Origin of the sequence: Streptococcus oralis, from assembly GCF_026782085.1 — a bacterium.
Taxonomy (GTDB): Bacteria; Bacillota; Bacilli; order Lactobacillales; family Streptococcaceae; genus Streptococcus; species Streptococcus oralis_DA.
Genome location: NZ_JAKUVW010000002.1, coordinates 45,088 through 68,869 on the forward strand (window position 1 = coordinate 45,088; position 23,782 = coordinate 68,869).

Annotated in this window: 24 protein-coding genes, 2 tRNA genes and 1 pseudogene; 16 read left to right on the forward strand and 11 right to left on the reverse strand. The window is 36.9% G+C overall.

The annotated features are described in order from the left end of the window. The first annotated feature begins 12 nt into the window (after positions 1 to 12). The 3 genes from MK395_RS01065 to MK395_RS01075 all read left to right on the forward strand — a co-directional run bounded on the left by MK395_RS01065 (position 13) and on the right by MK395_RS01075 (position 1,687). Positions 13 to 468 (forward strand): GNAT family N-acetyltransferase, encoded by a 456-nt coding sequence (locus MK395_RS01065; protein WP_000155443.1) that lies wholly within the window; start codon positions 13 to 15, stop codon positions 466 to 468. Positions 469 to 570: 102 nt separating this feature from the next. After that, positions 571 to 1,098 (forward strand): hypothetical protein, encoded by a 528-nt coding sequence (locus MK395_RS01070; RefSeq protein WP_000085628.1) that lies wholly within the window; start codon positions 571 to 573, stop codon positions 1,096 to 1,098. Positions 1,099 to 1,165: 67 nt separating this feature from the next. Then, positions 1,166 to 1,687: a hypothetical protein gene (locus tag MK395_RS01075; protein ID WP_000493726.1), complete on the forward strand. Its 522-nt coding sequence runs from the start codon at positions 1,166 to 1,168 to the stop codon at positions 1,685 to 1,687. A 216-nt stretch (positions 1,688 to 1,903) separates the two neighbouring features. Here MK395_RS01075 and MK395_RS01080 read toward each other — a convergent pair whose 3' ends face one another. The 5 genes from MK395_RS01080 to MK395_RS01100 form a co-directional block, all read right to left on the reverse strand. Then, positions 1,904 to 2,107: a CsbD family protein gene (locus tag MK395_RS01080; RefSeq protein WP_000102421.1), complete on the reverse strand. Its 204-nt coding sequence runs from the start codon at positions 2,105 to 2,107 to the stop codon at positions 1,904 to 1,906. A 41-nt stretch (positions 2,108 to 2,148) separates the two neighbouring features. Next, complete coding sequence (locus MK395_RS01085) at positions 2,149 to 2,733, reverse strand: Asp23/Gls24 family envelope stress response protein (RefSeq protein ID WP_049489623.1); 585 nt, start codon at positions 2,731 to 2,733, stop codon at positions 2,149 to 2,151. Positions 2,734 to 2,744: 11 nt separating this feature from the next. Further along, positions 2,745 to 2,915, reverse strand: coding sequence for a DUF2273 domain-containing protein (locus tag MK395_RS01090; RefSeq protein WP_000454669.1), 171 nt, complete (start codon positions 2,913 to 2,915; stop codon positions 2,745 to 2,747). Between the two features lie 10 nt (positions 2,916 to 2,925). Next, complete coding sequence (gene amaP / locus MK395_RS01095; RefSeq protein WP_000045619.1) at positions 2,926 to 3,489, reverse strand: alkaline shock response membrane anchor protein AmaP; 564 nt, start codon at positions 3,487 to 3,489, stop codon at positions 2,926 to 2,928. Between the two features lie 99 nt (positions 3,490 to 3,588). Next, entirely contained in the window at positions 3,589 to 3,825 is a 237-nt protein-coding gene (locus tag MK395_RS01100) for a GlsB/YeaQ/YmgE family stress response membrane protein (RefSeq protein ID WP_049500538.1), read from the reverse strand. Positions 3,826 to 4,135: 310 nt separating this feature from the next. Between MK395_RS01100 and MK395_RS01105 the strand changes: the two are divergent. Both MK395_RS01105 and MK395_RS01110 read left to right on the forward strand, forming a co-directional pair. Beyond that, positions 4,136 to 5,616 (forward strand): annotated as a pseudogene (locus tag MK395_RS01105) (M protein trans-acting positive regulator PRD domain-containing protein). Positions 5,617 to 5,913: 297 nt separating this feature from the next. Then, positions 5,914 to 6,624 carry a hypothetical protein gene (locus MK395_RS01110; RefSeq protein WP_000250595.1) on the forward strand — a complete coding sequence of 237 codons (711 nt, stop codon included), beginning with the start codon at positions 5,914 to 5,916 and terminating at the stop codon, positions 6,622 to 6,624. 449 nt (positions 6,625 to 7,073) lie between these two features. On the opposite strand, the gene MK395_RS01115 is transcribed toward MK395_RS01110, so the two are convergent. Beyond that, positions 7,074 to 8,219 carry a low temperature requirement protein A gene (locus MK395_RS01115; protein ID WP_268711091.1) on the reverse strand — a complete coding sequence of 382 codons (1,146 nt, stop codon included), beginning with the start codon at positions 8,217 to 8,219 and terminating at the stop codon, positions 7,074 to 7,076. Between the two features lie 804 nt (positions 8,220 to 9,023). Here MK395_RS01115 and MK395_RS01120 point away from each other — a divergent pair. Next, positions 9,024 to 10,313 carry a DUF308 domain-containing protein gene (locus MK395_RS01120; RefSeq protein WP_268711092.1) on the forward strand — a complete coding sequence of 430 codons (1,290 nt, stop codon included), beginning with the start codon at positions 9,024 to 9,026 and terminating at the stop codon, positions 10,311 to 10,313. Between the two features lie 9 nt (positions 10,314 to 10,322). Further along, entirely contained in the window at positions 10,323 to 11,411 is a 1,089-nt protein-coding gene (locus tag MK395_RS01125; RefSeq protein WP_268711093.1) for an AI-2E family transporter, read from the forward strand. Between the two features lie 140 nt (positions 11,412 to 11,551). Here the strand turns inward: MK395_RS01125 and MK395_RS01130 are convergent. The 4 genes from MK395_RS01130 to MK395_RS01145 all read right to left on the reverse strand — a co-directional run bounded on the left by MK395_RS01130 (position 11,552) and on the right by MK395_RS01145 (position 14,163). Further along, positions 11,552 to 11,624, reverse strand: a tRNA-Lys gene (locus MK395_RS01130). 62 nt (positions 11,625 to 11,686) lie between these two features. Further along, positions 11,687 to 12,202 carry a DUF308 domain-containing protein gene (locus tag MK395_RS01135; RefSeq protein ID WP_000672740.1) on the reverse strand — a complete coding sequence of 172 codons (516 nt, stop codon included), beginning with the start codon at positions 12,200 to 12,202 and terminating at the stop codon, positions 11,687 to 11,689. A 351-nt stretch (positions 12,203 to 12,553) separates the two neighbouring features. Then, positions 12,554 to 12,626 (reverse strand) — tRNA-Lys (locus tag MK395_RS01140). 265 nt (positions 12,627 to 12,891) lie between these two features. Then, positions 12,892 to 14,163, reverse strand: coding sequence for a replication-associated recombination protein A (locus MK395_RS01145; protein ID WP_070657342.1), 1,272 nt, complete (start codon positions 14,161 to 14,163; stop codon positions 12,892 to 12,894). Between the two features lie 115 nt (positions 14,164 to 14,278). Between MK395_RS01145 and MK395_RS01150 the strand changes: the two genes are divergently transcribed. Genes MK395_RS01150 through pepF form a run of 6 tightly spaced genes read left to right on the forward strand, consistent with a single transcriptional unit; the run spans position 14,279 to position 20,146 of the window. Further along, positions 14,279 to 14,749, forward strand: a complete 471-nt coding sequence (locus MK395_RS01150; protein ID WP_070657344.1) for a DUF3013 family protein — start codon at positions 14,279 to 14,281, stop codon at positions 14,747 to 14,749. 9 nt (positions 14,750 to 14,758) lie between these two features. Then, positions 14,759 to 15,184 (forward strand): NUDIX hydrolase, encoded by a 426-nt coding sequence (locus tag MK395_RS01155; protein ID WP_049478435.1) that lies wholly within the window; start codon positions 14,759 to 14,761, stop codon positions 15,182 to 15,184. Between the two features lie 9 nt (positions 15,185 to 15,193). After that, on the forward strand, positions 15,194 to 16,639 hold the full coding sequence (locus MK395_RS01160) for an ApeA N-terminal domain 1-containing protein (RefSeq protein WP_049478436.1): 1,446 nt from the start codon (positions 15,194 to 15,196) through the stop codon (positions 16,637 to 16,639). Positions 16,640 to 16,643: 4 nt separating this feature from the next. Further along, the gene (gene prmA, locus MK395_RS01165; protein WP_049478437.1) at positions 16,644 to 17,594 is read left to right on the forward strand and encodes a 50S ribosomal protein L11 methyltransferase; all 951 of its coding nucleotides are present in this window, start codon (positions 16,644 to 16,646) and stop codon (positions 17,592 to 17,594) included. A 1-nt stretch (position 17,595) separates the two neighbouring features. Continuing rightward, positions 17,596 to 18,339, forward strand: coding sequence for a 16S rRNA (uracil(1498)-N(3))-methyltransferase (locus tag MK395_RS01170; RefSeq protein ID WP_268711094.1), 744 nt, complete (start codon positions 17,596 to 17,598; stop codon positions 18,337 to 18,339). A 10-nt stretch (positions 18,340 to 18,349) separates the two neighbouring features. Beyond that, entirely contained in the window at positions 18,350 to 20,146 is a 1,797-nt protein-coding gene (gene pepF, locus MK395_RS01175; protein ID WP_255778737.1) for an oligoendopeptidase F, read from the forward strand. A gap of 91 nt (positions 20,147 to 20,237) precedes the next feature. Here pepF and MK395_RS01180 read toward each other — a convergent pair whose 3' ends face one another. After that, positions 20,238 to 21,206 carry a hypothetical protein gene (locus MK395_RS01180; protein ID WP_268711095.1) on the reverse strand — a complete coding sequence of 323 codons (969 nt, stop codon included), beginning with the start codon at positions 21,204 to 21,206 and terminating at the stop codon, positions 20,238 to 20,240. A 190-nt stretch (positions 21,207 to 21,396) separates the two neighbouring features. On the opposite strand from MK395_RS01180, the gene MK395_RS01185 reads away from it, so the two are divergent. The 3 genes from MK395_RS01185 (at position 21,397) to MK395_RS01195 (ending at position 23,781) form a co-directional block, all read left to right on the forward strand. Beyond that, positions 21,397 to 22,095: a hypothetical protein gene (locus MK395_RS01185; RefSeq protein WP_268711096.1), complete on the forward strand. Its 699-nt coding sequence runs from the start codon at positions 21,397 to 21,399 to the stop codon at positions 22,093 to 22,095. Positions 22,096 to 22,229: 134 nt separating this feature from the next. Then, entirely contained in the window at positions 22,230 to 22,892 is a 663-nt protein-coding gene (locus tag MK395_RS01190; RefSeq protein WP_125391591.1) for a hypothetical protein, read from the forward strand. A 172-nt stretch (positions 22,893 to 23,064) separates the two neighbouring features. Then, a complete protein-coding gene (locus tag MK395_RS01195; protein WP_125391383.1) occupies positions 23,065 to 23,781 on the forward strand; it encodes a hypothetical protein in 717 nt (238 codons plus the stop codon). Position 23,782 lies beyond the last annotated feature (1 nt).

The following is a 23,782-nucleotide window of genomic DNA, read 5'->3' on the forward strand; positions in this document are numbered from 1 at the left end:
GGTGAGGTCAAGATGACAATTCGTTTTGAAGAAAATGTGAGCCCAGAAAGTGCTCAACTCGTATGCCAATGGTCTAACTCCCTTGGCAAATCCTTTCAAGAACAATGGATGGGACCAATGATTCCTTTTCCCTTGACCATTCAAGTCTTGCAAGATTTGGAAGGAATCTTTTCAATCTTTGATGGACAAGAGTTTGTGGGGCTTATCCAGAAAATCAGGCTAGAAGACAGGAATCTTCATATCGGGAGATTTTTTATCAATCCCCAGAAACAGGGGCAGGGCTTAGGTAGCCAGACTTTAAGGAAATTTGTTAGTTTGGCATTTGAAAATGAAGACATAGATACTATTTCTCTTAATGTCTACGAGGCAAATCAAACAGCTTACAATCTTTACCAAAAAGAAGGATTTGAAATCGTTCAAATGGTTGAAACACCTATACGAAAATACATCATGAAAAAGGGTAGATAGCAGTCACTTGAGTTAGAGTCCCAAGGATATCCGAGGATAAGGCAGTTACCTTTCAAAGTTGGAAACAAGATTTCTATGATTTCTTAGATAGAGGAGATAAACATGTCGAGATGTAGAAAAATACGAATCTTGCTCGCTTCTGTAATTGCCTTAGCTACTGGCTTGAATCTTTATTTTCAGTATCAAAACCATCAAGAACATATGCAATTAAAAACCTCCTTTGAAGAGAGGGACAATATAGCAGTCTTACAATATTTAATGGATTCAGGAAAATATGCGTCCGACATGCGAAAAGCTGGCTATGTTGTTCCTCCCGATGGTGCTATCCGCTTGGATGGAGGGATTGACTCCATAGGGATAAAAGGAGACATCGATTTGGATATCTCAAATCCGGGACGGAATGGGGTAACTGCTTATTTTAGAATAGAGATAGATGGTAAAATAACTAGTGTACTATATGAATTGGATAAGAACTTTGATTTAGTTTCTAGCAGCTACTTTCAAGTTAATGAAAACAATATAAAAGAAAGTGTGAACACCTCTCCAGCCGAAGAAGAACGCCTGTTAAAGATTGTTCGAAAAGAGTTGAAAGCCTTTCTAGATAAGATGTATCAGACTTTGTATGGTTGAGCTTACTAGTAAGAAATGAACACGAGACTTTGTTGGGGATGTGAACGAGGATAAAAAAGGGGACAAAATGTTTACAGAATTGCTCTTTATTGTCTCTTTTGTCTTACTTTTACGTTTGTTTAAAAGTAGGCGCTCACGAATGATTATAGGAGTCTTGTATAGTTTGCTACTAGTTTGGTTTGTCTTTTCAGTTTTGAGCTATGGCAAATACACTCTTCAACCAGGTCAATCCGTCAACTTAAGAGTAAATCCCAGAACACAAGATTTGGAATACTATTCAATCTTCATCTTGAAGAAAAACGATTCAAGCAGAATTAAATTAACTGGCTCTGGTGTTTGGAGTGAAAGAAACAGCGATGTTTACTATGAAGTAGAGGAACAAAAAATTATAAAAAGCCATGGTTTGGACGAGGAGGACGAAAAACTTCCAAACAAGCAACCAGATATTTATTTAGAAAAAGATGGAGTTGTTGTAAGTTATCAAGGTGAAAAAGTGTTTGATGCCACCAATAACAAGCCCTACACGATAACCATTACCAACGTAGACAATCAACCAGCCCAATTTGAGGCTCAGGTGGTGGATAAATAAGCCAGTCTAGTGGTGTGCAAGCTTTTAAATTTTCTTTCTTTAAAAAGGGAGATATTATTTTAAACAAGCAAAAAGCCTTGATTCCAAGGCTCTTCCTGTTGACAATTTCTTTTAACGAAAATTGGGAATCGTTTTTAGGGTACTATATACAAAAAAGAGAACAGTAAATGTTCTCTCTTTGACTACTATTGTTATAAGATAAATTAACGTTTAGCCTTATTTTTCGTCTTTGTGAAGCATGTTTTTCACACCTTCAATAGCGCCTTCGACAGCGTCTTTAGCATCTTCAGCAACTTCTTTTACTTTAGAAACAACTTTTTCAGCTGTTCCTTCTTTTTCCATTTTTTCATCGCCGATCATTTTGCCGACACCTTCTTTAATGGAACCTTTTGCTTGGTTTAATTTTTCTTCTGTTGACATGATTCTGCCTCCTTTAAATTGATTGATTTTGATCAGATGAATTAGTGTACGCGAGCATTTTCTTTTGTTTCGCCCTTAACGGCTTCAACACCTTCGCCTACTTTTTCTTGAACAGCAGCTACACCTGAACCGATACCAGATTTCACTTTTTCAAATTGTTCTGAAGCAAATTCTCCTGTTGAAGAAGCCACGTCAGTTACTCGGTCTTGGAGGCTAACTGAATCTGCTTCATGCTGTTCCTTCGTTTTGATATCAACAACATTCACATTGACTTCAACTACTTCTAGATCAGTCATTTTTGTAACTTGTGATACGACAACATCTTTGATTTCTTTGTACAAAGCAGGGACATTCTTTTGGTATTCAACAACAATGTTCAAGTCAACTGCAACTTGCTCTTTCCCAACTTCAACATTGACACCATGAGTGACATTGTCTGTATTGATGATTTTTTCTGTTAGATTAGAGAAGAATCCTCCATCCACATCCAAAAGTCCAGGTACTTTTTCAAGTGAAAGACCAATGATTTTTTGGATTACTTTGTCTTCATAAGTGAGTTCCCCTTTAACATTTTGAGAAACAACAGCGACATCTTTTTTTTCTACATTTTTATCTACGTTTGACATACGAGACTCCTTTATTTATTTAAATATTTTTCCTTAACATAGTATCCAGCAAATGCTCCTAAGGCTCCACAAATTAGTACAAATAGTGTTTTGAAAAAGCCAAAGGATAAGATAAAGCAAGCGAGAATGACACCTACTAAACCTGCAATGATTGGATACTGGTATTTTTTAAACCATTCCATTTTTACTTCCTTACTTTACACGACTAACAGTCTTTTTGGTCGTTTTTCGAGGTTCAACTTCTTTAACTTTAACTTCAAGTTTTACCTCACGTTCAATACCAAAGAACTGCTTTAATCCATGAGTTATTTCATTCTGAATGACAAGGCATCGATTTGAGATGTTGTCTGAAGGAAGAATTTTCCCTTCAACAGTAACGAAACATTTATTTTTGCGGCTATTTACATGGACCGTCGGTTCTTTCATCAACTGATGATCAATGACCAAACATCGAACAAAGCCTTCGATAGCTGAATTTTTTAGTTTTAATGTATCTTCTTGAGTTTCTAATTGAATCTCTAGATATTGTTTAGGATAAAAGAGTATCACTAACATTGAAATTAAAACTAAAACAGATAGGACAAGTGTCCCCCAAAAGACATATCTAGCAATCAGGAATTCAGCGTAGAGTTCTCTCCAACTGAATAAGTGGATCCCTAAATCACTGACCTGATGATAATCTATGAGAATAGGAAGGAAAATAGTCAAGATTAAGATACAGAAAATAAGTAACAATATTTTCTTTGATTTTGACATATTAAATCCTTTCAATTGAAAAGCTTTAAACCATAATTTTACCCGTCTACAGTATTCAAAATTATGGCTTATCACTTTTAATTTCTTATTAGGTAATGCTTATTTTTTACCAAATAGAAATGAAACGACTGCAACAACGATCACTGCACCTACGATTGACGGAATAATAGCCATTCCAGCCAATGAAGGTCCCCAGCTTCCTAGAAGTGATTGCCCTACAGACGAACCGACAAGACCTGCAATGATATTCGCAATCAATCCCATTGAACCACCTTTTTTAGTGATTGCACCTGCGATGAGACCAATAAGACCTCCAACAATAATGGACCACAACATAGTGTATCCTCCTTTTCTATTTCTAAATCAAAGAATCATTTTCAGAAAATAATTTTCTTTGATATCATTTATTATATAACATTTAAATATGGAAAGGTAATAATTTGTCTTGAATTACGTATTATAAAAATACACCTTAGGTACAAATAAATAAGAAAATCTTGGTGCTACTGAGTTTCTAAGTGATTAGACTAGTCTTTTGATGACAAGCAAAAGTCGTTTTAAGAGGATAAATCCACTCTATATGGTATAATTGCATGAAGATTGAAAGACAATCCTTTAGTTTATTACAAAGAGAGAAAAGCTGTTCATGAGAGATTTATTATCGAAAAAAAGTCACAGACAATTAGAATTATTAGAATTACTATTTGAAAACAAACGCTGGTTTCATATTTCAGAACTAGCAGAATTATTGCACTGTACAGAACGTTCTGTAAAAGATGACTTGTCCCATATCAGGTCTTCTTTTCCTGACTTGATATTTCATTCCTCAACAAATGGCATCCGTATCATAAATACTGACGATAGTGATATTGAGATGGTCTATCATCATTTTTTTAAGCATTCAACCCACTTTTCAATTTTAGAATTCGTCTTCTTTAATGAAGGATGTGATACTGATAGTATTTGCAAAGAGTTTTATATCAGTTCTTCCTCTCTTTACCGTATCATCAGTCACATTAATAAAATTATTAAGAAACAATATCGTTTTGAAATTAGCCTCAATCCAGTTCGAATCACTGGAAATGAGATTGATATCCGTTACTTTTTTGCCCAGTATTTTTCAGAGAAATATTATTTCCTTGAATGGCCCTTTGAAGATTTTTCTCAAGAACCCTTGTCTCAATTATTGGAATTAGTCTATAAAGCAACTTCTTTCCCGATGAATTTATCAACTCATAGAATGTTAAAATTACTTCTGGTTACAAATTTATATCGCATAAAGTTTGGTCATTTCATGGAAGTTGAGAGAGACTCTTTTAACAATCAATTGTTGGAATCGTTTATGCAGGCAGAAGGAATCAACGAGATTGTAGCGAGCTTTGATTCTGAATATCATATCTCTCTGAATAAAGAAGTGATAGGTCAACTGTTTGTATCCTATTTTCAAAAATGTTTTTCATAGATGAAGAAGTGTTTCTGAACCATGCAAAAACAGACAGCTATGTAAAAAAATCGTATCAGTTATTGGGCGAACTAGTAGATCAGGTATCAAGAGAGTATAATCTCCAAGTAGACAATAAGGACAATCTGATTTGGCATCTGCATAATACAGCACATCTGCATCGTCAGGAATTATCGACAGAGTTTATCCTATTTGATCAAAAAGGTAATACAATCAAGAACTTTCAAAATATTTTCCCTCGCTTTGTTTCAGAGGTGAAGGAAGGGATTGAACACTATCTAGAGGCTTTGGATATGGATCGTAGTTCAATGAAGGTCAATCATTTGACCTATACGTTTATCACTCACAGCAAACACTTGGTGCTAAATCTTTTACAAAATCAACCGAAATTAAAGGTTTTGGTCATGAGTAATTTTGATCAGTATCATGCAAAATCAGTAGCTGAGACACTTGCTTACTATTGCAGTAACAATTTTGAACTGGAAGTTTGGAGTGAATTAGAGTTATCCCTTGATGCTCTAAAAGAATCACCTTACGACATCATTATTTCTAATTTTATTATTCCGCCGATTGAAAATAAGAGACTGATCTATTCCAATAATGTCAATACAGTCGCTCTCATCTCTTTGCTTAACGCAATGATGTTTATTCGATTAGACGAGTAACTAAGAATAATAAAAAAGCCTTGATTCCAAGGCTTTTCCTGTTGTATTTAGATGTCCTGCAAGCATTTTTAAGAAATCTTCATCTTGAAACTAACCAAAAATGTTGAAATATAAACGATTTTTGGAAGATACTTGGAATAATTTTGAATGTGATTATTTCAAAACGCGGCAAAAGTGGGGCAAAAACGATTGACTCACATTTGGTTTGAAAACCTATAATACCTAATGATTATGCTATACTAGATATATAGTGTTGTTATCAATAAATATCAGTGCGAGATCAAATCGGAGGATAAAATGGTTCAACAGATGAATGATAAAATTGCATTTTTAAATCGTTACACGTTATCATCTAAAAATAAAGTAGAATTTATAACTGATAAATCAACAATTGTAAATGCACCGATTCCAGAATATTGGAAAGCAGCATTTCTAGCCGATACTTTGGAAGATAGAAAATCAGTTGTTTTAGGAGAATGGCAGAAATATCTTGCAAGGGAATTGAGCAATACTATTCTTTATCTACAAACATATCTGACTGATATTGAGTTGATGAGAATTGGAGAAGAGTATTCTATTTTATATACGGTTCTTAGTTACAAGACGAAAAAGCTAGCTTTTTACGAAGGGAAAAACCCACTATCTGAATCAAATCTTGGTGAAAAATTTGATTGTCCAGTTGAAAATATAGATAAAACAATTGTAGACTTTTACACAAAAGTTCATAATGGCTTTTATTACTATCCGAGTAAAACAATGGGTTTGGATAGCACTGAAAATATCGATTCCATGGCTGATTTTGAATGGGAATATGAAGACCAGCTGGAGATGGATTTGACCTCTTGCTACAACTTTTTCAGTAACGGGATGGGAACCTATATCGTTTTGGATTTGACGAAGAATATAGAAAATGGAGCTTATCTTTGGTCCACTAAAGAGCTTCCTAAAGGAAATTTAAATTTCTGGAACTTCATTGATGAATGGATAATCATTGCTTTGGATTTTTAAGTTTTTGAATTAAAATTGAATGACCGAACGAGGCAACTGGAAGAACTGAAGAATAAGATTTTACAATAGAAAAGCGAGGTTATCCTCGCTTTTTTTAATCTAATAAGTCCTTATTTTCAATTAAGAGTTCTAGTGGAGATTTGTCTCTTGCTACAATAAAACCAGGTTCATATTGAAAATAAACAAAAATGTTGAAATATAGCTGATTTTAGGGAAATACTTCTAGGTGTTTTCAATGTCAGGCTTTAAAAACGTGGCAAAAGTGGGGCAAAAACGAATGACTCGTATTTGGTTTGAAAACCTATAATACCTAATGTTTATGCTATTCTAGATATATAGTTTTGTTATAAACAAATGTCAGTGCGAGATCAAATTGGAGGATAAAATAGAAAAACAAATTAATGAAAAAAAAGCCTTGGTTCCCAAAGCTTTTTAATGTTATAAACTCATTAAAATAATCCCCAGTTAGATTTGGAATATTTTTTATTCTGTGTCATATAAAAATAAATAAAATGAATGGCTATAGGTAGAGCTAAAATGGTTGTTATACTCACTACTATTATAGGATTAGAAGCAAAGATTAAAGAGAGAATCAAGGCAGCCAGATAGAGTGTCGCTTGGACACAGTAGTAACTTTTCGAATAGCGAAGATAGTGTTTGTTATGGGGCCCATTTACTAGGACAGCAGCTTGAAAGAGGCCAAATCCGATATAAGAGAAGCTGGTTGCAAAGAGACGATTAGCTTCAGGATTCAGAAGAAAACTCATCGAAACGGTCATCATAAGAAGTCCAATGAAAATAGGATAGTGACTGTAAATTAGAAATAGTCCCTTTTGATTAGATTTTTCATCAATAGCATGGTCGAATTGACCAAAATAAAACAAGAACAGAGAAATCATAATAATGAAATAAAGAACCGAATAAATCGAGAAATTCTCGATTGTAAAGAAGTTAGCTAGCTCCGTAATCATCTCTCCAAACGTAATAATGACAAGAAGGGAGATGCGCTCGATTAAATGGGGGAGATTTACCTGGTAATGCTTATCTTTATTAAGCAAGATACTTGGCATAATAAATGTTAGCAGAATACTAGCAAATAAGATATAGACTCTAAGGTAAATAGGAAGAAGAGCTGCTAGATAGAATCCTAAACTTCCTAGACCTGTTATCCATAGAAAACCTTTGATACTTTCCCGATTAGCATCATCGGTTGATTTTCTAAAAAATTCAACCAAATATTGAAAAAATAAGGTAAGGGTTAATGTACCAATAGCCCAACAGAGATAATGAAAATATTGTTGCCAATCAGGTCCAATCATATTGGCTATAAAGAGTAAAATTCCCATTTTGATAAACATGATTACTATGTTAAATAAAGAGTTCTTTCCATAGCGATTGGTATAATCGGTTTGAATCATCCAGGAATCGATGAGAAACAAAGTAGCAATGAAAAAATCAAGGAAAGAATTCCAAGTCAAAATACCGTTATGAAGATGGTCAATTAAAGTAGTTACTTTTGAAATTGCAAAAACAAAAACTAGGTCATAAAAAAGTTCTGAAAATTCTACACGTTTATGTTTAATAAGAGTTGTCATCTTAAGACCTTTCTATTTTAGAAGTACAATTTATTATAATAGAAAATGGTAATAAAAAAAGGGAGATGCTTAAATAACTTCATGTGACGCGAATGAACTGCGCCACAAAAGTTAGGTTTTTTCTGTCTAACTTTTGGGGTGCAGTTCAGAAGGGGTGTTTTTTCTATCGTTTTTTAGTGCTAAGACTACACAAAAAAGCCTAGTAAATCAAGGCTTTTTCCTGTTGTATTTAGATGCCCCCTACAGGGATTTGGAAAGGACTTTCATATTGAGAGCAATTAAAAATATTGAAATATAAGTGATTTTAGGTATTTTCAATGTCATGATTTAAAAATGGGACAAAAGTGGGGCAAAAACCATACAGATTCTAAACTGTATGGTTCTTTTTTTATCTAACCAAGAAAGGTTAAAACTTATTAAAACAAATGCAATCAACTGTTGAAAACTTTTTAGTCCGTGTAATATAAAAACAAGTAAAAAGTTGAACTATAGGGAATATTGTGTCATAATAGGTAATAGATGAATAATTAATAGATTGGAAATAATGCTTTCTTACCTTAACAAGTTGAATTGGTTATACATTTTTTCGTCGCAATTGTGTCTATCTCTCGAGTTTAGCTAGTTTTTATAAGCTCTGGTTTCTAATCAATATAACAAATTTTAGAAGTGCATAAGACAAGATGGTGACATTATTACAGTCATTTCTAGTCACCATATGTTGCTGGCACAGGCTGTTTGTAGTGTTGGCTATTTACTAGTCAGTTTAATCGGAGTGTTTAATTTTTATTGTTGAAAGGTTTTTATATGGCGAAAATTCTATCTTTAGGTCTGACAGGTAAGAAATTACTTGCTCAGGGGTTCTTGTTTGTTCTGCTAGGTCTCATCTTGATGGTCACGGGGACTTGGTTGCCAGTAACAGTTATTCGCCTGGTTCTGTTTTTAGCTTGGATAGCAACGGTCGTAGATTTGCTATTAAGAGTTTTCAAAAAAAGCCAGTCAACGGATACCTTGGGAGTTGCACTGGTTAAATTGTTAGTGCTGGGATATTTGCTAGGTTCTAATCTTGCGACTGATATACCGATTTATGTTCTGGCTCTTGTGATTGGAGTTTATCAGATTTTTCATGCTAGTATTAACCTTGTCACCTATGTTCTCTACCGCAAAAACAAAATTCGACCTCGTTTTCGTCTCTTACTAGATGGTATTCTACTAGTTTTTCTTGGTGGAGCTAGTCTTTTGTCCTCTACAGGAAATTCTGTCTTTCAACTCTTTGTATTAGGGGCTTATTTTTTCCTTTATGGTCTGTCCAATATCCGTGACGGTTTCTTATTTGAAGGGGAAATTGGGAAAAACCATCTCAAACGTCGTATTAGAATTAGCTTACCTATTGTCCTAGCCGCTCTCATCCCTGCAAGAACTTTAGCAAAAGTTAACAAATTTATGCTGGAAAATGCTGATGAGGAAGAAGATATCCATCTTGGAATAGTGAAGTCTGGTAAGACAGCAGAGCTAGAAATTTTTGTTCATACAGCTGAGACCTCCCTGTTTTCGGCAATTGGTCATGTGGATATCTGCTATCAAGGCCGTGTTATTTCTTATGGCAACTATGATCCGTCTTCTGAGACCTTATTTGGCATGGTAGGAGATGGTGTCTTATATTTCTGTGATCGTGACAAGTACATTGACCTATGTAAACGTGAGAGTCAAAAAACGCTTTTTGGTTATGGGATAGATTTGACGCCTGAAATGGAAAAAGCAGTTCAGAAAAAGTTGGCTGAATTGAAACAACTGACGATTCCATGGGAGCCAAGTGCAGATAAAATCATGACAGGTGATGGTAAGGAAGACTACACCTACGCTTATAAAATCAGACATGAGACAGATGGGGAACTTTATAAATTTATCAAATCTAAGTTTAAATCCTACTTTGTCTTATCTACAAACTGTGTGCTCTTGGCTGATACCATAGTCGGTCAGGCTGGCACCGATATCCTCTCACCCAAAGGATTTATCGCTCCAGGAACTTACCAAGCCTACCTTAATCGAGAGTTTGAAAAACCAAATAGTATAGTCGTATCTAAACATGTTTATTAAGGAGAATTTATGAACTTAGTTAAAAAATATACTCCGTTAATCCTTTTTATAGGGCTGGTTGCTCTTGTAATTCTGAATGCATCGAGCTTTATATCAGGAGCAATCTCTCTCTTTGATGTAATATCAACCTTGATTTATGGTGCTGTTATTGCTTTTGTGCTTAATGTTCCTATGAAAAAAATTGAACAGTACTTAGTTAAATTGAAGGTAAAGGCAGAGTTGCGTCGTCCGATTGCCATGGTACTTGTTTTCCTAGCTCTTATCTTAATCGTGATTGCTCTTTTGGTTTTGGTGCTGCCAACCCTAGCCCAGACTATTAGTCAGCTGGGAACAGTCCTTTCAACAGTCCTTACTCAACTTGGGAAATTGCTAGGCAGCTCGGAATTTGTAACCAAAGACATGTTGTCAACTATCGTATCAGGCATACAGGGACAATCTAGTTCTATTAGCCAAGCTTTGATAGGTTTTTTATCAGGTCTGACTAGTAATATCGGCAATATTTTTTCAAGTTTGATGAATGCCTTTCTGATTATAGTATTTACCTTTTTATTTTTATCCAGTAAGGAACATCTGGCAGCGATGACGAGTAGACTTCTAAAAGTTATATTTCCAGAGAAAGTGGTGACAAAGTTAACTTACATTGGACAAGTAGCACTAGAGACTTATGACCAATTTTTGATGAGTCAGCTGATTGAAGCAGTCATCATAGGAGTTATGATAGCGGTTGGCTACAGCCTGTTTGGACTACCTTATGGGGTAATGACAGGTATCTTTGCAGGAGTACTGTCTTTCATTCCTTATGTAGGGCCTATGATTGCTTGTGTTGTGGGAGCGATTTTTATCTTCACAGTGAGTCCTACTCAAGCCTTACTTTCTCTTCTTCTATATCAAGTTATACAGCTGATTGAAGGAAACCTTATTTATCCTAGAGTTGTAGGTCAGTCTATTGGTTTGCCAGCTATTTTCACGCTTGCGGCTGCTAGTATTGGAGGCAATCTCTTTGGCTTACTTGGGATGATATTCTTTACACCCGTATTTGCTGTTATCTATCGACTGGTTAAAGAATTTGTCGTTGCAAAGGAAAATCAGGTAGATTAAGAAAAACTAAATTTAATAAGATATACTGAGAAGAGAGTGAGAGATTCTCTTCTCTTTTATTTTTAAATACTTTTCTACAAAAAGCTATTAGACGTTAAAAAAAGCCTTGGTTTCAAGGCTTATTTCTGTTGATTTAGATGTGCCCCCTGCAGGGCTCGAACCTGCGCCCCATAGCTTAAGAGTCTACTGCTCTACCAACTGAGCTAAGGAGGCAACAGAAAAAGCTGAGAATGTAACTTCCCAGCTATTTTAATATGCCCAAAATGGCAGCTAGATTATTTACGAAAGGCATCAAGGATATAGGTGAAACCAACAATTAAAAATGCAAAGGCAACGACATAAACGACAAAGACACTTGTAGCTACTGGATTGAACAAAATCACTAGACCTAGTAAAAATGCAAGCAACGCTATCCACATGATATGGTTGCCAATAATAGGGAAAATCAATCCCAAACGATTGCCTTTAAAGAAAACTATAATGGCTTCTACAATTAACCAAATTCCTAAAATAGTTGGAATGACAACTGGCAGCGTCACAAAGCCATAGGCAACGAGGTAAAGAGCTAAGAGAAGATTAACAATCCCTTGGAAAAGATGAGCTGGTGAGCGAAGCTCTTTTGGTACAGAGAAATAGCCTAAAATAGCTGCTATAGAAGAAACCAGTAAACCAAATGCAATCCACCAGCTGTAAGCAACAAGATTAGCTACTGGGTTTGTAAATAGGAAAAGTCCTAAAAGGACAAAAACAACTCCTGCAAGGAATAGCAGTAAACGATTAGAAAATTTCATTTCAATACCCCCTATATAGTATAGTATAGTTTGATAATAAAAATATTATACACCTTTTTAGAGGAAATGTCAATAAACAAAATGGAAAATTTGGAAGTTTCAGTCTGATTTATGAAAAGAAAATCAGTTTTTATTATTTTGAAAATAAAAAGAGAAGATAAAATTTGTCTTCTCTACATGAAAATATTGTATGGCATCAAAGCAAAAGTAACTGGCTTTACACTATTTGTTAAGATGTAATTTGGTTCAAAAAGAAAAGATAGATTTAAAAGTGGGGCAAATGATGAGGCAAATCAGTTATAGATAAGCAAAAAAGCCTTGGAACTCAAGGCTTTTTCCTGTTGATTTAGATGCCCCCTACAGGGATCGAACCTGTGACCCACGGATTAAGAGTCCGCTGCTCTGCCAGCTGAGCTAAGGAGGCAAAGAAAAAAGCTGTATTGGTGCCGAAACTTCACGGTTTGTATTGAACCCGCGCAATTAAGCAGGTGGGCAACTCGCTCTAACTGAAGCTGTTTCCGTGTGAGACGGCCTACATGCTGTTAGAAGACTTTTGTTTCCCTAATAATACAAAAAATAGTCGGTCAACACTTAAGTGTGAAGTCGTACACCACAGCGTTTCTATATTTATATGATACCACTTTTTTAAAAAAATTCAAGAGGAAAAATTATTTTTTTTGCAAGGGATTTCACAAGTTTCTTAATTTATCAATGGTTTCCTTGCGTTGAGCTAAGGCCCGTTCGTACTTGCCAGTATCTTCTGGAGAGAAGTAGTGATGATCTCGAATTTTTTCTGGCAAGTAATCTTGTTTGACCCAGTGTCCAGGATAGCTATGGGGGTAGAGATAGTTTTGAGCGTTGCCCAATTCCTTGCTACCACTATAATGTCCGTCACGCAGATGTCGTGGAATGGGCAAATGCCCTGATGTTTTGAGATCAGCGAGGGCCTTGTCCATCGCCACATAGGCTGAGTTGGATTTTGGAGAAAGGGCCAAGTCAATCACGACATTGGCAATGAGAATGCGAGCTTCGGGGAATCCAATCTTTTGAGCAGCATCTAGAGCAGTTACAGTATGGATCTGAGCTTCAGGATTGGCCAAACCGATATCTTCATAAGCGATAACGGTCAAGCGACGAGCGAGACTAGGAAGATCCCCAGCCTCAATCAAGCGGGCAGCATAGTGGAGACTGGCATCGACATCCGAGCCACGAATGGACTTTTGTAGGGCTGAGAGGACATCGTAGTGACCGTCCCCATCCTTATCCATGGTAATATAACTCCTCTGCAGGCTATTTTCCATGATATCCAGTGTGATATGGCGGATACCCTTGTTATTCTCGGGAGTAGAGAGAACAGCCAAATCTAGTGAATTAAAGGCAGAACGCAGGTCTCCATTTGTAGAGGTCGCGATGAAATCCAGAGCCTCCTCATCTAGCTCAACTGGGAAATCAAAACCACGCTCAGGGTCGGTTAGAGCAATTTGAATCGCCTCTTTAACATCTTGATTAGACAAGGGTTCTAACTCAAAAATCTGAACACGGCTACGAATGGCTGGAGTTACAGAAAAGAAAGGATTTTCAGTCGTCGCACCAATCATGATGATCAGACCACTTTCCAAGAGGGGAAGTAGAAAGTCTTGCTTGGTTTTATCTAGTCGGTGAATCTCGTCCAGTAGCAGAACTAGTCCACCAGAAAATTTAGCCTCTTCAGCGATTTCTTGCAGTCGTTTCTTACTATCAACAGTCGCATTAAAGGTCCGAAAGGCATACTTGGTGGTTCCAGCGATGGCTGAGGCGATACTGGTCTTGCCGATTCCTGGAGGTCCGTAGAGAATCATGGAGGACAGACGATTGGCTTCCACCATGCGACGGATAATTTTTCCAGGTCCGACCAGATGCTCCTGACCGATGACCTGGTCTATGGTTTTTGGGCGCATGCGAAGCGCGAGATTGTCTGGCATAGCAGTCCTTTCTAACATGGATTTTCTGATGTATATGTGGTAAGATGGTAGTATCTATTTTAGCATATTTCCGAGCAATCGGGGCGATTAAAGAATCGCATAGAAAGAGGACAAAATGGCAACATACGGATTTTTAGATGTTTTACAGGAAGAGTTGGACAAGAACTTTCCCTTTGACTATGAGATTAGCTGGGATAAGCGCAACCACGCGGTTGAAGTGAGTTTTCTTCTAGAAGCGCAAAATGCTGCTGGTGTAGAGATGGTGGATGAGGACGGAGAAGTTTCGTCAGACGACATTCTCTTTGAAGAAGCGGTACTCTTTTACAACCCTGCTAAGTCAACTGTCAATGAGGAAGACTATTTGACAGTTATACCTTATCTGCCAAAGAAAGGATTTTCTCGTGAATTTTTAAACTATTTTGCTCTATTCCTCAAAGACACTGCAGAGGTTGGGCTGGATACGCTCATGGACTTTTTGGAAGACTCAGAAGCAGAGGAGTTTGTCATGGAATGGAACCAAGAAGTATTTGAAGAAGGAAAAGTCGGCTTGGAAGAGGGGGAGTTTTATCCTTATCCGAGATACTAGGAGTATGATATGGAAATAGAAATTTCTGATTTTACAGGTTGCAAAATTGCTTTGTTTTGTGGAGATAAGCTCTTAACTATCTTACGTGATGACAAATCAAACATTCCATACCCTAATACCTGGGAATTGCCAGGTGGCGGACGAGAGGGTGATGAAAGTCCCTTTGAGTGCGCGGCGCGTGAAGTTTATGAAGAACTAGGCATTCATCTGACTGAGGATTGTCTGCTTTGGAGTAAGGTGTACCCAAGTATGCTTTTTGAGGGGAAGGAATCCGTCTTTCTAGTTGGTAAGTTAAGGCAGGAACAGTTTGATAGTATTGTCTTTGGTGATGAAGGACAGGGCTACAAACTGATGAGCATTGAGGAGTTTCTTGACTCAGATAGGGTTGTACCCCAGTTGCAGGATAGAGTGAGGGATTATATGGAGGAAGAGTAACTACAAGATATGAGTAAATTAACATATAAGTCATATTCATGGGATAAAGAATTTGAAATCAAAGGTTATTTTTCTGATGATAAATCAAAAGTAGTTGATCATGAAGCAAATAGTGGAATTTTGACATACTCACCAAACGAAATTATATTAGAAATTTTTGGTGAATTTTCTAGTGATGACGAAATAATTACTGATTTTGGATACCCTATAGATAAAATTTATGGATTTGATTCTCATGGAAAGTTATTGATATTAGAATCTTATGGTAGTCCGTTTGGAACAGATAATGTTCCAGGTTTTCCAATAAGAAAGTATAGAATCAAAAATTTTAAAATTTTTGATATTGATTATCAATTATTTCCAAATAAGAATAATTTCAAAGAGTTGATAGTTGAATTGATTGACGAATTGGAAGATACCAAAGTCCAGTATTACCAATTCTCTTTTGATCATCTAGAAGATTGGATTGGCAAATCAATTATAAGTGCGGAACGTGATTTCAAACAACGAAATTTTAATATTGCTGTCAATATTTCTGACTATCAATCTACGGAAGTTTTGATAACATCAGAGAATTTGAAATTTAAAGATGTGCCTAGTTATATTTTTTCTTATGATGCACTTAGCGTAGAACCATCTTATAGAATTCACTTATCTTCTCCTACAGATAGAAAGGTCTCTTTTCAGAAATGCTATGATACTTCAATACGGATTAAAGAATTAGTTGAGATGTTATCTGAAAAGCCTTTATCGTTTGAAACGATTGAATTTTTGTGCGAAAAACGTCAGGATAATAACTGGCCTATAATTAGGGGGAAGTATTTTGTACAACATTCAAGAAAAAACATTAAATGGGATAAGCATGAGCTACACAAAATTTCGCTTAATAAACTAGGCGACAATTTTGAAGCTATTATAAATAATTGGTTCGATAAAAGTGAGCAATTAGAATTTATTGTTCGAAGTTTTACAGCCAATTTGCATGGTGCTCCTTATCTTGAAGATAGTTTTATAGATTCCATTCGCAATTTAGAAGTATTTGCTAGAAATTTTCGAGGTGAACAACGAGCTGATATTTCTAAAGAAGAAGATATAAATAAACAAAGAGTTTTTGATTTTATTAATAAAAATATTGATGATTATTTTAAAAAAGTCTTTAGAAATAGGTTGAAATATCAGAGACAGGATAGTGACTTGAGAAAGAAATTACTGGATTTATTTTCTAATGTTCTTGGAAAAATAGGGAAGAATAAACTTACTGAGACCTCCATTTCTAGTATTGTTAAAAAGTTGTATGACAGTCGTAACTACTATATTCATGGAGATGAGAAATCAAAATATAAAAATCTAGTGACAGATTTCAATGAAATGTATGAACTTCGTACATTGTGTCAAGAGGTATTACGTTTCTACATATTTCAGGAACTTGGATTAGAATATGATGAGGAGTACTAATAAAATGGAAACATGGCAAGAGTTAAAAGTTACAGTTAAGCGCGAGGGGGAGGAGTTGGTTTCCAACCTCTTGATTGAACTAGGAGCGCAAGGTGTTGCGATCGAAGACAGTATGGACTATGTGGGGAATGTCGACCGTTTTGGTGAAATTTTTCCTGAGGTTGAACAGCAGGAAGAAATCGTGGTGACAGCCTATTATCCCGAAACGATTGATGTAGCGGCAGTTGAGGCAGATTTACAGGCTCGTCTCCTAGAATTAACAGATTTTATGGATTTAGGAGAAGTCAAGATGGGGACGACTGCCTTGGCTGAGGAAGACTGGGCAGACAACTGGAAGAAATATTACGAACCAGCTCGCATCACTCATGATTTGACCATTGTACCGTCCTGGACGGACTATGAGGCGACTGCGGGAGAAAAGATTATCAAGCTAGATCCTGGTATGGCCTTCGGAACTGGAACCCATCCAACCACTAAGATGAGCCTTTTTGCTTTGGAGCAGGTCCTTCGTGGTGGAGAAACAGTATTAGATGTGGGTACTGGTTCAGGAGTACTTTCCATTGCTAGCTCTCTTCTTGGTGCCAAGGAAATTTTCGCCTATGATCTTGATGATGTGGCGGTTCGTGTGGCTCAGGAAAATATTGAGCTCAACCCTGGCATGGAAAACATCCACGTTGCTGCTGGAGATTTGCTCAAGGGTGTTGAGATTGAGGCAGATGTGATTGTGGCTAATATCTTAGCGGATATTCTCATTCATCTGACGGATGATGCTTATCGCTTGGTCAAGGATGAAGGCTACCTGATCATGAGTGGCATTATCAAGGACAAGTGGGACATGGTGCGCGAGTCGGCTGAGTCAGCTGGATTTTTCCTTGAAACTCACATGATTCAAGGGGAATGGAATGCCTGTGTCTTTAAGAAAACCAAGGATATTTCAGGTGTGATTGGAGGCTAGCATGCAGCAGTATTTTGTCAAGGGTAATGCTACCTCGCCAGTCACCATTGAGGACAAGGAAACCAGCAAGCATATGTTTCAGGTTATGCGCTTGAAAGAAGGTGATGAGATTACCTTGGTCTTTGAGGATGGTATTAAGCGTTTGGCGCGCGTGCTAGATGTGGAGGCTCGTCAGTTGGAGCTAATCAAAGAATTAGCTGACAATGTGGAACTGCCAGTCCAAGTGACCATTGCATCTGGATTTCCCAAGGGAGATAAGCTAGAGTTTATCACTCAAAAAGTAACCGAACTTGGTGCCGGCCAGATCTGGGCTTTTCCTGCTGACTGGTCAGTTGCCAAGTGGGACGGCAAGAAATTGGGCAAGAAAGCCGAAAAACTAGAAAAAATTGCCCTTGGAGCAGCAGAGCAAAGCAAGCGAAATCTGGTCCCAAGTATTCAGCTTTTCGAGAAAAAAGCAGATTTTCTAGCACAGCTGGACCAGTTCGACTCTATTGTAGTGGCTTATGAAGAATCAGCAAAAGAGGGAGAAGCCGCTGCGCTTCTGCAAGCAGTCACTGGTCTTGAAAAAGGAGCTAAATTGCTCTTTATCTTTGGCCCAGAAGGCGGTCTATCACCTGCAGAAATCGAAAGTTTTGAAGCCAAAGGAGCCGTCTTGGCAGGACTTGGTCCCCGCATTCTAAGAGCAGAAACAGCACCACTTTACGCCTTATCAGCCCTTAGTGTTTTATTAGAATTAGAGAAATAAGAGGAAGAAAATGGAACAAAAACACCGTTCAGAATTTTCCGAAAAGGAACTTTGGGATTTAACAGCCCTATACCAAGACCGTGAGGATTTCTTGCGTGCAATCGAGAAAACGCGCGAAGACATCAATCAATTTAGCCGAGATTACAAGGGTAATCTTCATACTTTTGAGGATTTAGAGAAGGCCTTTGCAGAATTGGAACAAATCTATATCCAGATGAGTCATATCGGCAATTATGCCTTTATGCCTCAGACGACGGACTATAGCAATGAGGATTTTGCTAATATTGCCCAAGCTGGGATGGAATTTGAGACAGACGCCAGTGTAGCCTTGACTTTCTTTGACGATGCCTTAGTCGCTGCAGATGAGGAAGTCTTGGATCGTTTGGGTGAACTGCCACATTTGACGGCAGCCATTCGTCAGGCTAAAATCAAAAAAGCCCACTATCTCGGGGCAGACGTAGAGAAGGCCTTGACCAACCTAGGGGAAGTCTTCTACAGTCCACAGGACATCTATACTAAGATGCGTGCTGGGGATTTTGAAATGGCTGACTTTGAAGCTCATGGCAAGACCTACAAAAACAGCTTTGTAACTTATGAGAATTTCTACCAAAACCACGAGGACGCTGAGGTTCGTGAAAAATCCTTCCGTTCTTTCTCAGAAGGACTTCGTAAGCACCAAAATACAGCAGCCGCAGCCTATCTAGCTCAAGTCAAGTCTGAAAAACTCTTGGCAGATATGAAAGGCTACGACTCAGTTTTTGATTATCTTTTAGCTGAGCAGGAAGTAGATCGTGCCATGTTTGACCGCCAGATTGACCTCATCATGAAGGATTTTGCGCCAGTGGCTCAGAGATACCTCAAGCATGTTGCCAAGGTCAATGGTCTTGAAAAGATGACCTTCGCTGACTGGAAATTGGACTTGGATAGCGCCCTCAATCCTGAAGTGAGCATTGAAGATGCCTATGATTTGGTCATGAAGTCAGTAGAACCTTTGGGACAAGAATATTGTCAGGAAGTTGCTCGCTATCAAGAAGAGCGCTGGGTGGACTTCGCTGCCAATAGTGGCAAGGATTCTGGTGGATATGCGGCGGATCCATATCGCGTGCACCCTTATGTCCTCATGAGCTGGACAGGCCGTTTGAGCGATGTCTATACCTTGATTCATGAAATCGGGCATTCTGGTCAATTTATCTTTTCTGACAATCACCAAAGTTACTTTAATGCTCATATGTCGACCTACTATGTTGAAGCGCCATCAACCTTCAATGAATTGCTTTTAAGTGATTATTTGGAACATCAGTCTGACGACCCTCGTCAAAAACGCTTTGCCCTTGCTCACCGTTTGACAGACACCTACTTCCATAACTTTATTACCCACCTCTTGGAAGCAGCCTTCCAGCGCAAGGTTTATACATTGATTGAAGAAGGAGAAACCTTCGGAGCAAGCAAACTTAACAGCATTATGAAGGAAGTCTTGACGGATTTCTGGGGAGATGCCATTGAAATTGACGACGATGCGGCTTTGACTTGGATGCGCCAGGCTCACTACTACATGGGCTTGTATAGCTACACCTACTCAGCCGGACTTGTCATCTCGACCGCGGGTTACCTTCATCTGAAACATTCAGAAACTGGAGCTGAAGATTGGCTCAATCTTCTCAAATCAGGTGGAAGTAAGACACCGCTTGAGTCAGCCATGATTATCGGAGCGGATATCTCAACAGACAAACCACTTCGTGATACCATCCAGTTCTTGTCAGACACAGTTGACCAGATTATCGCCTACAGTGCTGAGCTGGGAGAGTAAGGGTATCCAGTGTCGGATTTAAGACGGTTTATCGATAAGATGAATACACAAAAATCACCTGTTTTAGGTGATTTTTTCATGCTTTAAAGATTTACTCAAATTTTCCTTTATTGGCTTCATTTGAAGCCTTCATGCTAATTTGTAAAAGGTTGGCGAGATTTTCATTATCAAGGCTAGCTTCTCCATTATTATCCACTTTTATGGCGAGGTAATGAGTGTTACGATCAAGATAATCCATTCCCTCTAAGTCGACATAGTTATTTGCTTTAAAATCAAGCGCCGCTAATTGATAAACAAATCGAATATTTAGAGCTTTAGCATAGTCTGTTTCAAGAACTTTTTGTTGTTCTTCTGCCAGTCCTTGAAAGAATTCGAGACTGTCTGTGTGATAGGATGCTTTGACTTCATATTGGTAAGTATCTACAGCTGGAGACATAAATTTCAAATAAACCAAGTCGCCTTCTACCTTATAGTCCTCAAGAGTATAGGCACCTGCTTTTCCTAATGCATTGGTGTTGACCTTGAAAAACATTGGTGCATAAATTTTGAGAGGATATTTTTCTCCCTTATACTCAAAGATGGTATCATTTGAAAAATTCGGACGGATTTTAGTTAACTCAGGGACTAAATATTCGTTCCAAATCTTATCAAATAACTCTTCTTGATTGCTAGCACCCGCTGATTTCACAACTAGGTCAAAATTTTCTTGATTGACAAAGACAGCATCCACTAATTTGAGGGCTGTTTGAACCTTAGGATCAGAAATTTCCTTTTTCTTTTTTTCAAGATTCTCAGCCGCCTCTTTCGTGCGATCTAAAGTTTTATTAAATTGACTGCCACTGTTGGTTTCAACAAAGGTTCTCTCATAGTTGGTAGGTTCAACTTTGGCATTCCAGTCAAATGAAGCAGCAGGACCAGTTACATCTTTCTTATGATAGGTGGAAGCCTGATTGTTTGAATTATTTGTAGAACTAGTAGATGGCTTTGATGAGCAAGCGACAAGGGCAAAGGTTAGTATTGTCACACAAGCTAGGTAACAAAGTCTAAACGTTTTTTTCATACATTTCTCCTTTTAGTAATGTTTGTTATTCACTATCTATTATATCATGACCTTTAGGATTACAGTATTCCAAAATAAATTAGACAGGGGGTTAACATCACCGAGGGAACGGTCATATCAGCCTTTTATGGTATACTATAAGTGAATTACGGTTAGCTATTTTGTTGAATATCATAATAAGGAGAAGGTTATGAAAAAACGCACTTTTCTCACAATATTACTTTTAGGGGGATTGATTATGATAGGATTGGCTGGATGTGGAGAAAACAAGAATAGTCGAGAATGGATTGAGAATAAAGTCTCTGAGGTTAGTCGTGTCTATCCAACCGAGAATCTGTTTGATTTGTTTAAGCAATTTCCGGAAGGATTTGAGATTGAGCAGGTCTATTTTAAAAAGAAAAGTGATGGAATTGACGATTTTATCACAGAAATTAAGCTGAAAGGTGATGCAACATCGCATACAATAACGGGTACTCTTTCTAAAATCCCAGCGAAGGATGATGCACCAAAAAGCGAAGAAGTAGTAGTAAGTGTTCAATATGTAGACAATAAATTTATTTTTTCTGATGAAGAAACTGCTAAAAAAATATGGAAGTTTGACAGATTTTTATTTCAAAAGTTGACTTTAAATAAAACTGAATTGTCTAAGTTAAGATTAAAAGAGAAATCGTATAATAGCGTGACAAATGGTTTTAGTATTTTATATTTTACAGAAAATGAAGTAGTTAATAATTATTTTCATAAAAATGATTCTGAAACATCCGTACTGGAGATTGGAAGTTCTCTACAAAATGAGGGTTATTACTACTACTCAATTTTACTAGATTACAATGATGGCTATTATTTTAGAGAAACGGTATCAAATGCGGAGGTATATAACGGCCAATAGTGGAATTCCAACTTTAGACGTGGCGAATATGACTTACGAATTTGAATAAGACGCAAGGCAATATTGCTTTTATGATATCCTACAAGAGAATGATGGTGGCTATCTTATTGAATATTATAAAAAAGGAGAAGGTTATGAAAAAACGCATGTTTTTCGAAATGTTACTTTTAGGGGGATTGATCATGATAGGATTTGCGGGATGTGGAGAAAATAAAAATAGTCGAGAATGGATTGAGAACAAAGTCTCCGAGGTAAGTCGTGTCTATCCAACCGAGAATTTGTTTGACTTGTTTAAACAATTTCCGGAGGGTTTCAAAGTAAATCAAGTATTTATAAAACGTGGAAACTATATTATCGAAATAACTTTACAAGGAGACAGTAGTAACCAAACAATTTCTGGAGTGCTAACCAAGATACGGGCTTCTGATAATATTACTGAAAAGCCAGAAGAAACAATAAGGGTGAATTATATAGATGGAGAATTTATCTTTTCCGATGAGGGGAAAGCGAAAGAATTATGGCCTTTTGATGGATTCTTATTCCAAAAGTTAACAATTAATCAGTCTTTTCTATCTTCTTTATCTATGAAATCCAAAAGTTATAATGGCAATAATGGTGCATTTGATATTGATTATTTGGTTCGGAATCAAACTATCAATCAGTATTTTAAAAAACATGAAAACGAACAGGCAACATTAGGTTTTGGAAGTTCATACCGAAACGACGATTATTTCTATTATTCAGTAACTGTCAACTACGACAATGTTTATTCATTTAGAGAAACCGTGTCAAATTAAAAGGAGATTCAATGGTGGATAAAAAATTTGTTAATAGTGGAATTCCAACTTTAGATGCGTCGAATCTAACTTACGAATTTGAATAAGAAGCAAGGAAATATTGCTTTTATGGTATATTATAAGGGAGCTATTGTCAGCTGTTTTATTGAATATTATAAGCAAGGAGAGGATTATGAAAAAACGCATGTTTTTCGAAATGTTACTTTTAGGGGGATTGATCATGATAGGATTGGCAGGATGTGTAGAAAATAAAAACAGTCGAGAATGGATTGAGAACAAAGTATCTGAGGTTAGTCGTGTCTATCCAACCGAGAATCTGTTTGACTTGTTTAAGCAATTTCCGGAAGGGTTTGAGATTAGAAGTACTGATACTTACGATGAGACGAAGGACTATTCTCGTTATCAGAAGATTGAACTCGTAGGAAATGCAGAAACAAAAGAAATAACTGGTAATTTTAAAAGAATAGAAGCTCGAGGTAATTCTTATGAAGAAAAAGTGCTTTTAGAAAGCCGTATTGTGTACACTGAAAAAGGATTAGAATTTTTGAATACAGAAGTTTCTATAGATGATTTGTTTTATGATGGGTTTTTATTTCAAAAGTTAGAACTAAATAAAGCAGTTCTATCTCGATTTGAGCTCAAAAAAACGTACTATAATTGGGAGACTGGTGATGCTTCTATTACTTATAAAAATGTAAATAGTAAAATTATTCAGGATTACTTCCATATACAATCAAGTGAGTCGTTAGACCTTTTTATTAGTGCAGACCACTCTGCAACTATTGGCTATGAATACGGTTATCCTGTGGTTTTTGACGGAGAAAATATATCTCATTCAGAACTTATAACAGGAAAAAGTAAGAGTATGGAGAAGATAGATGACAAATAGT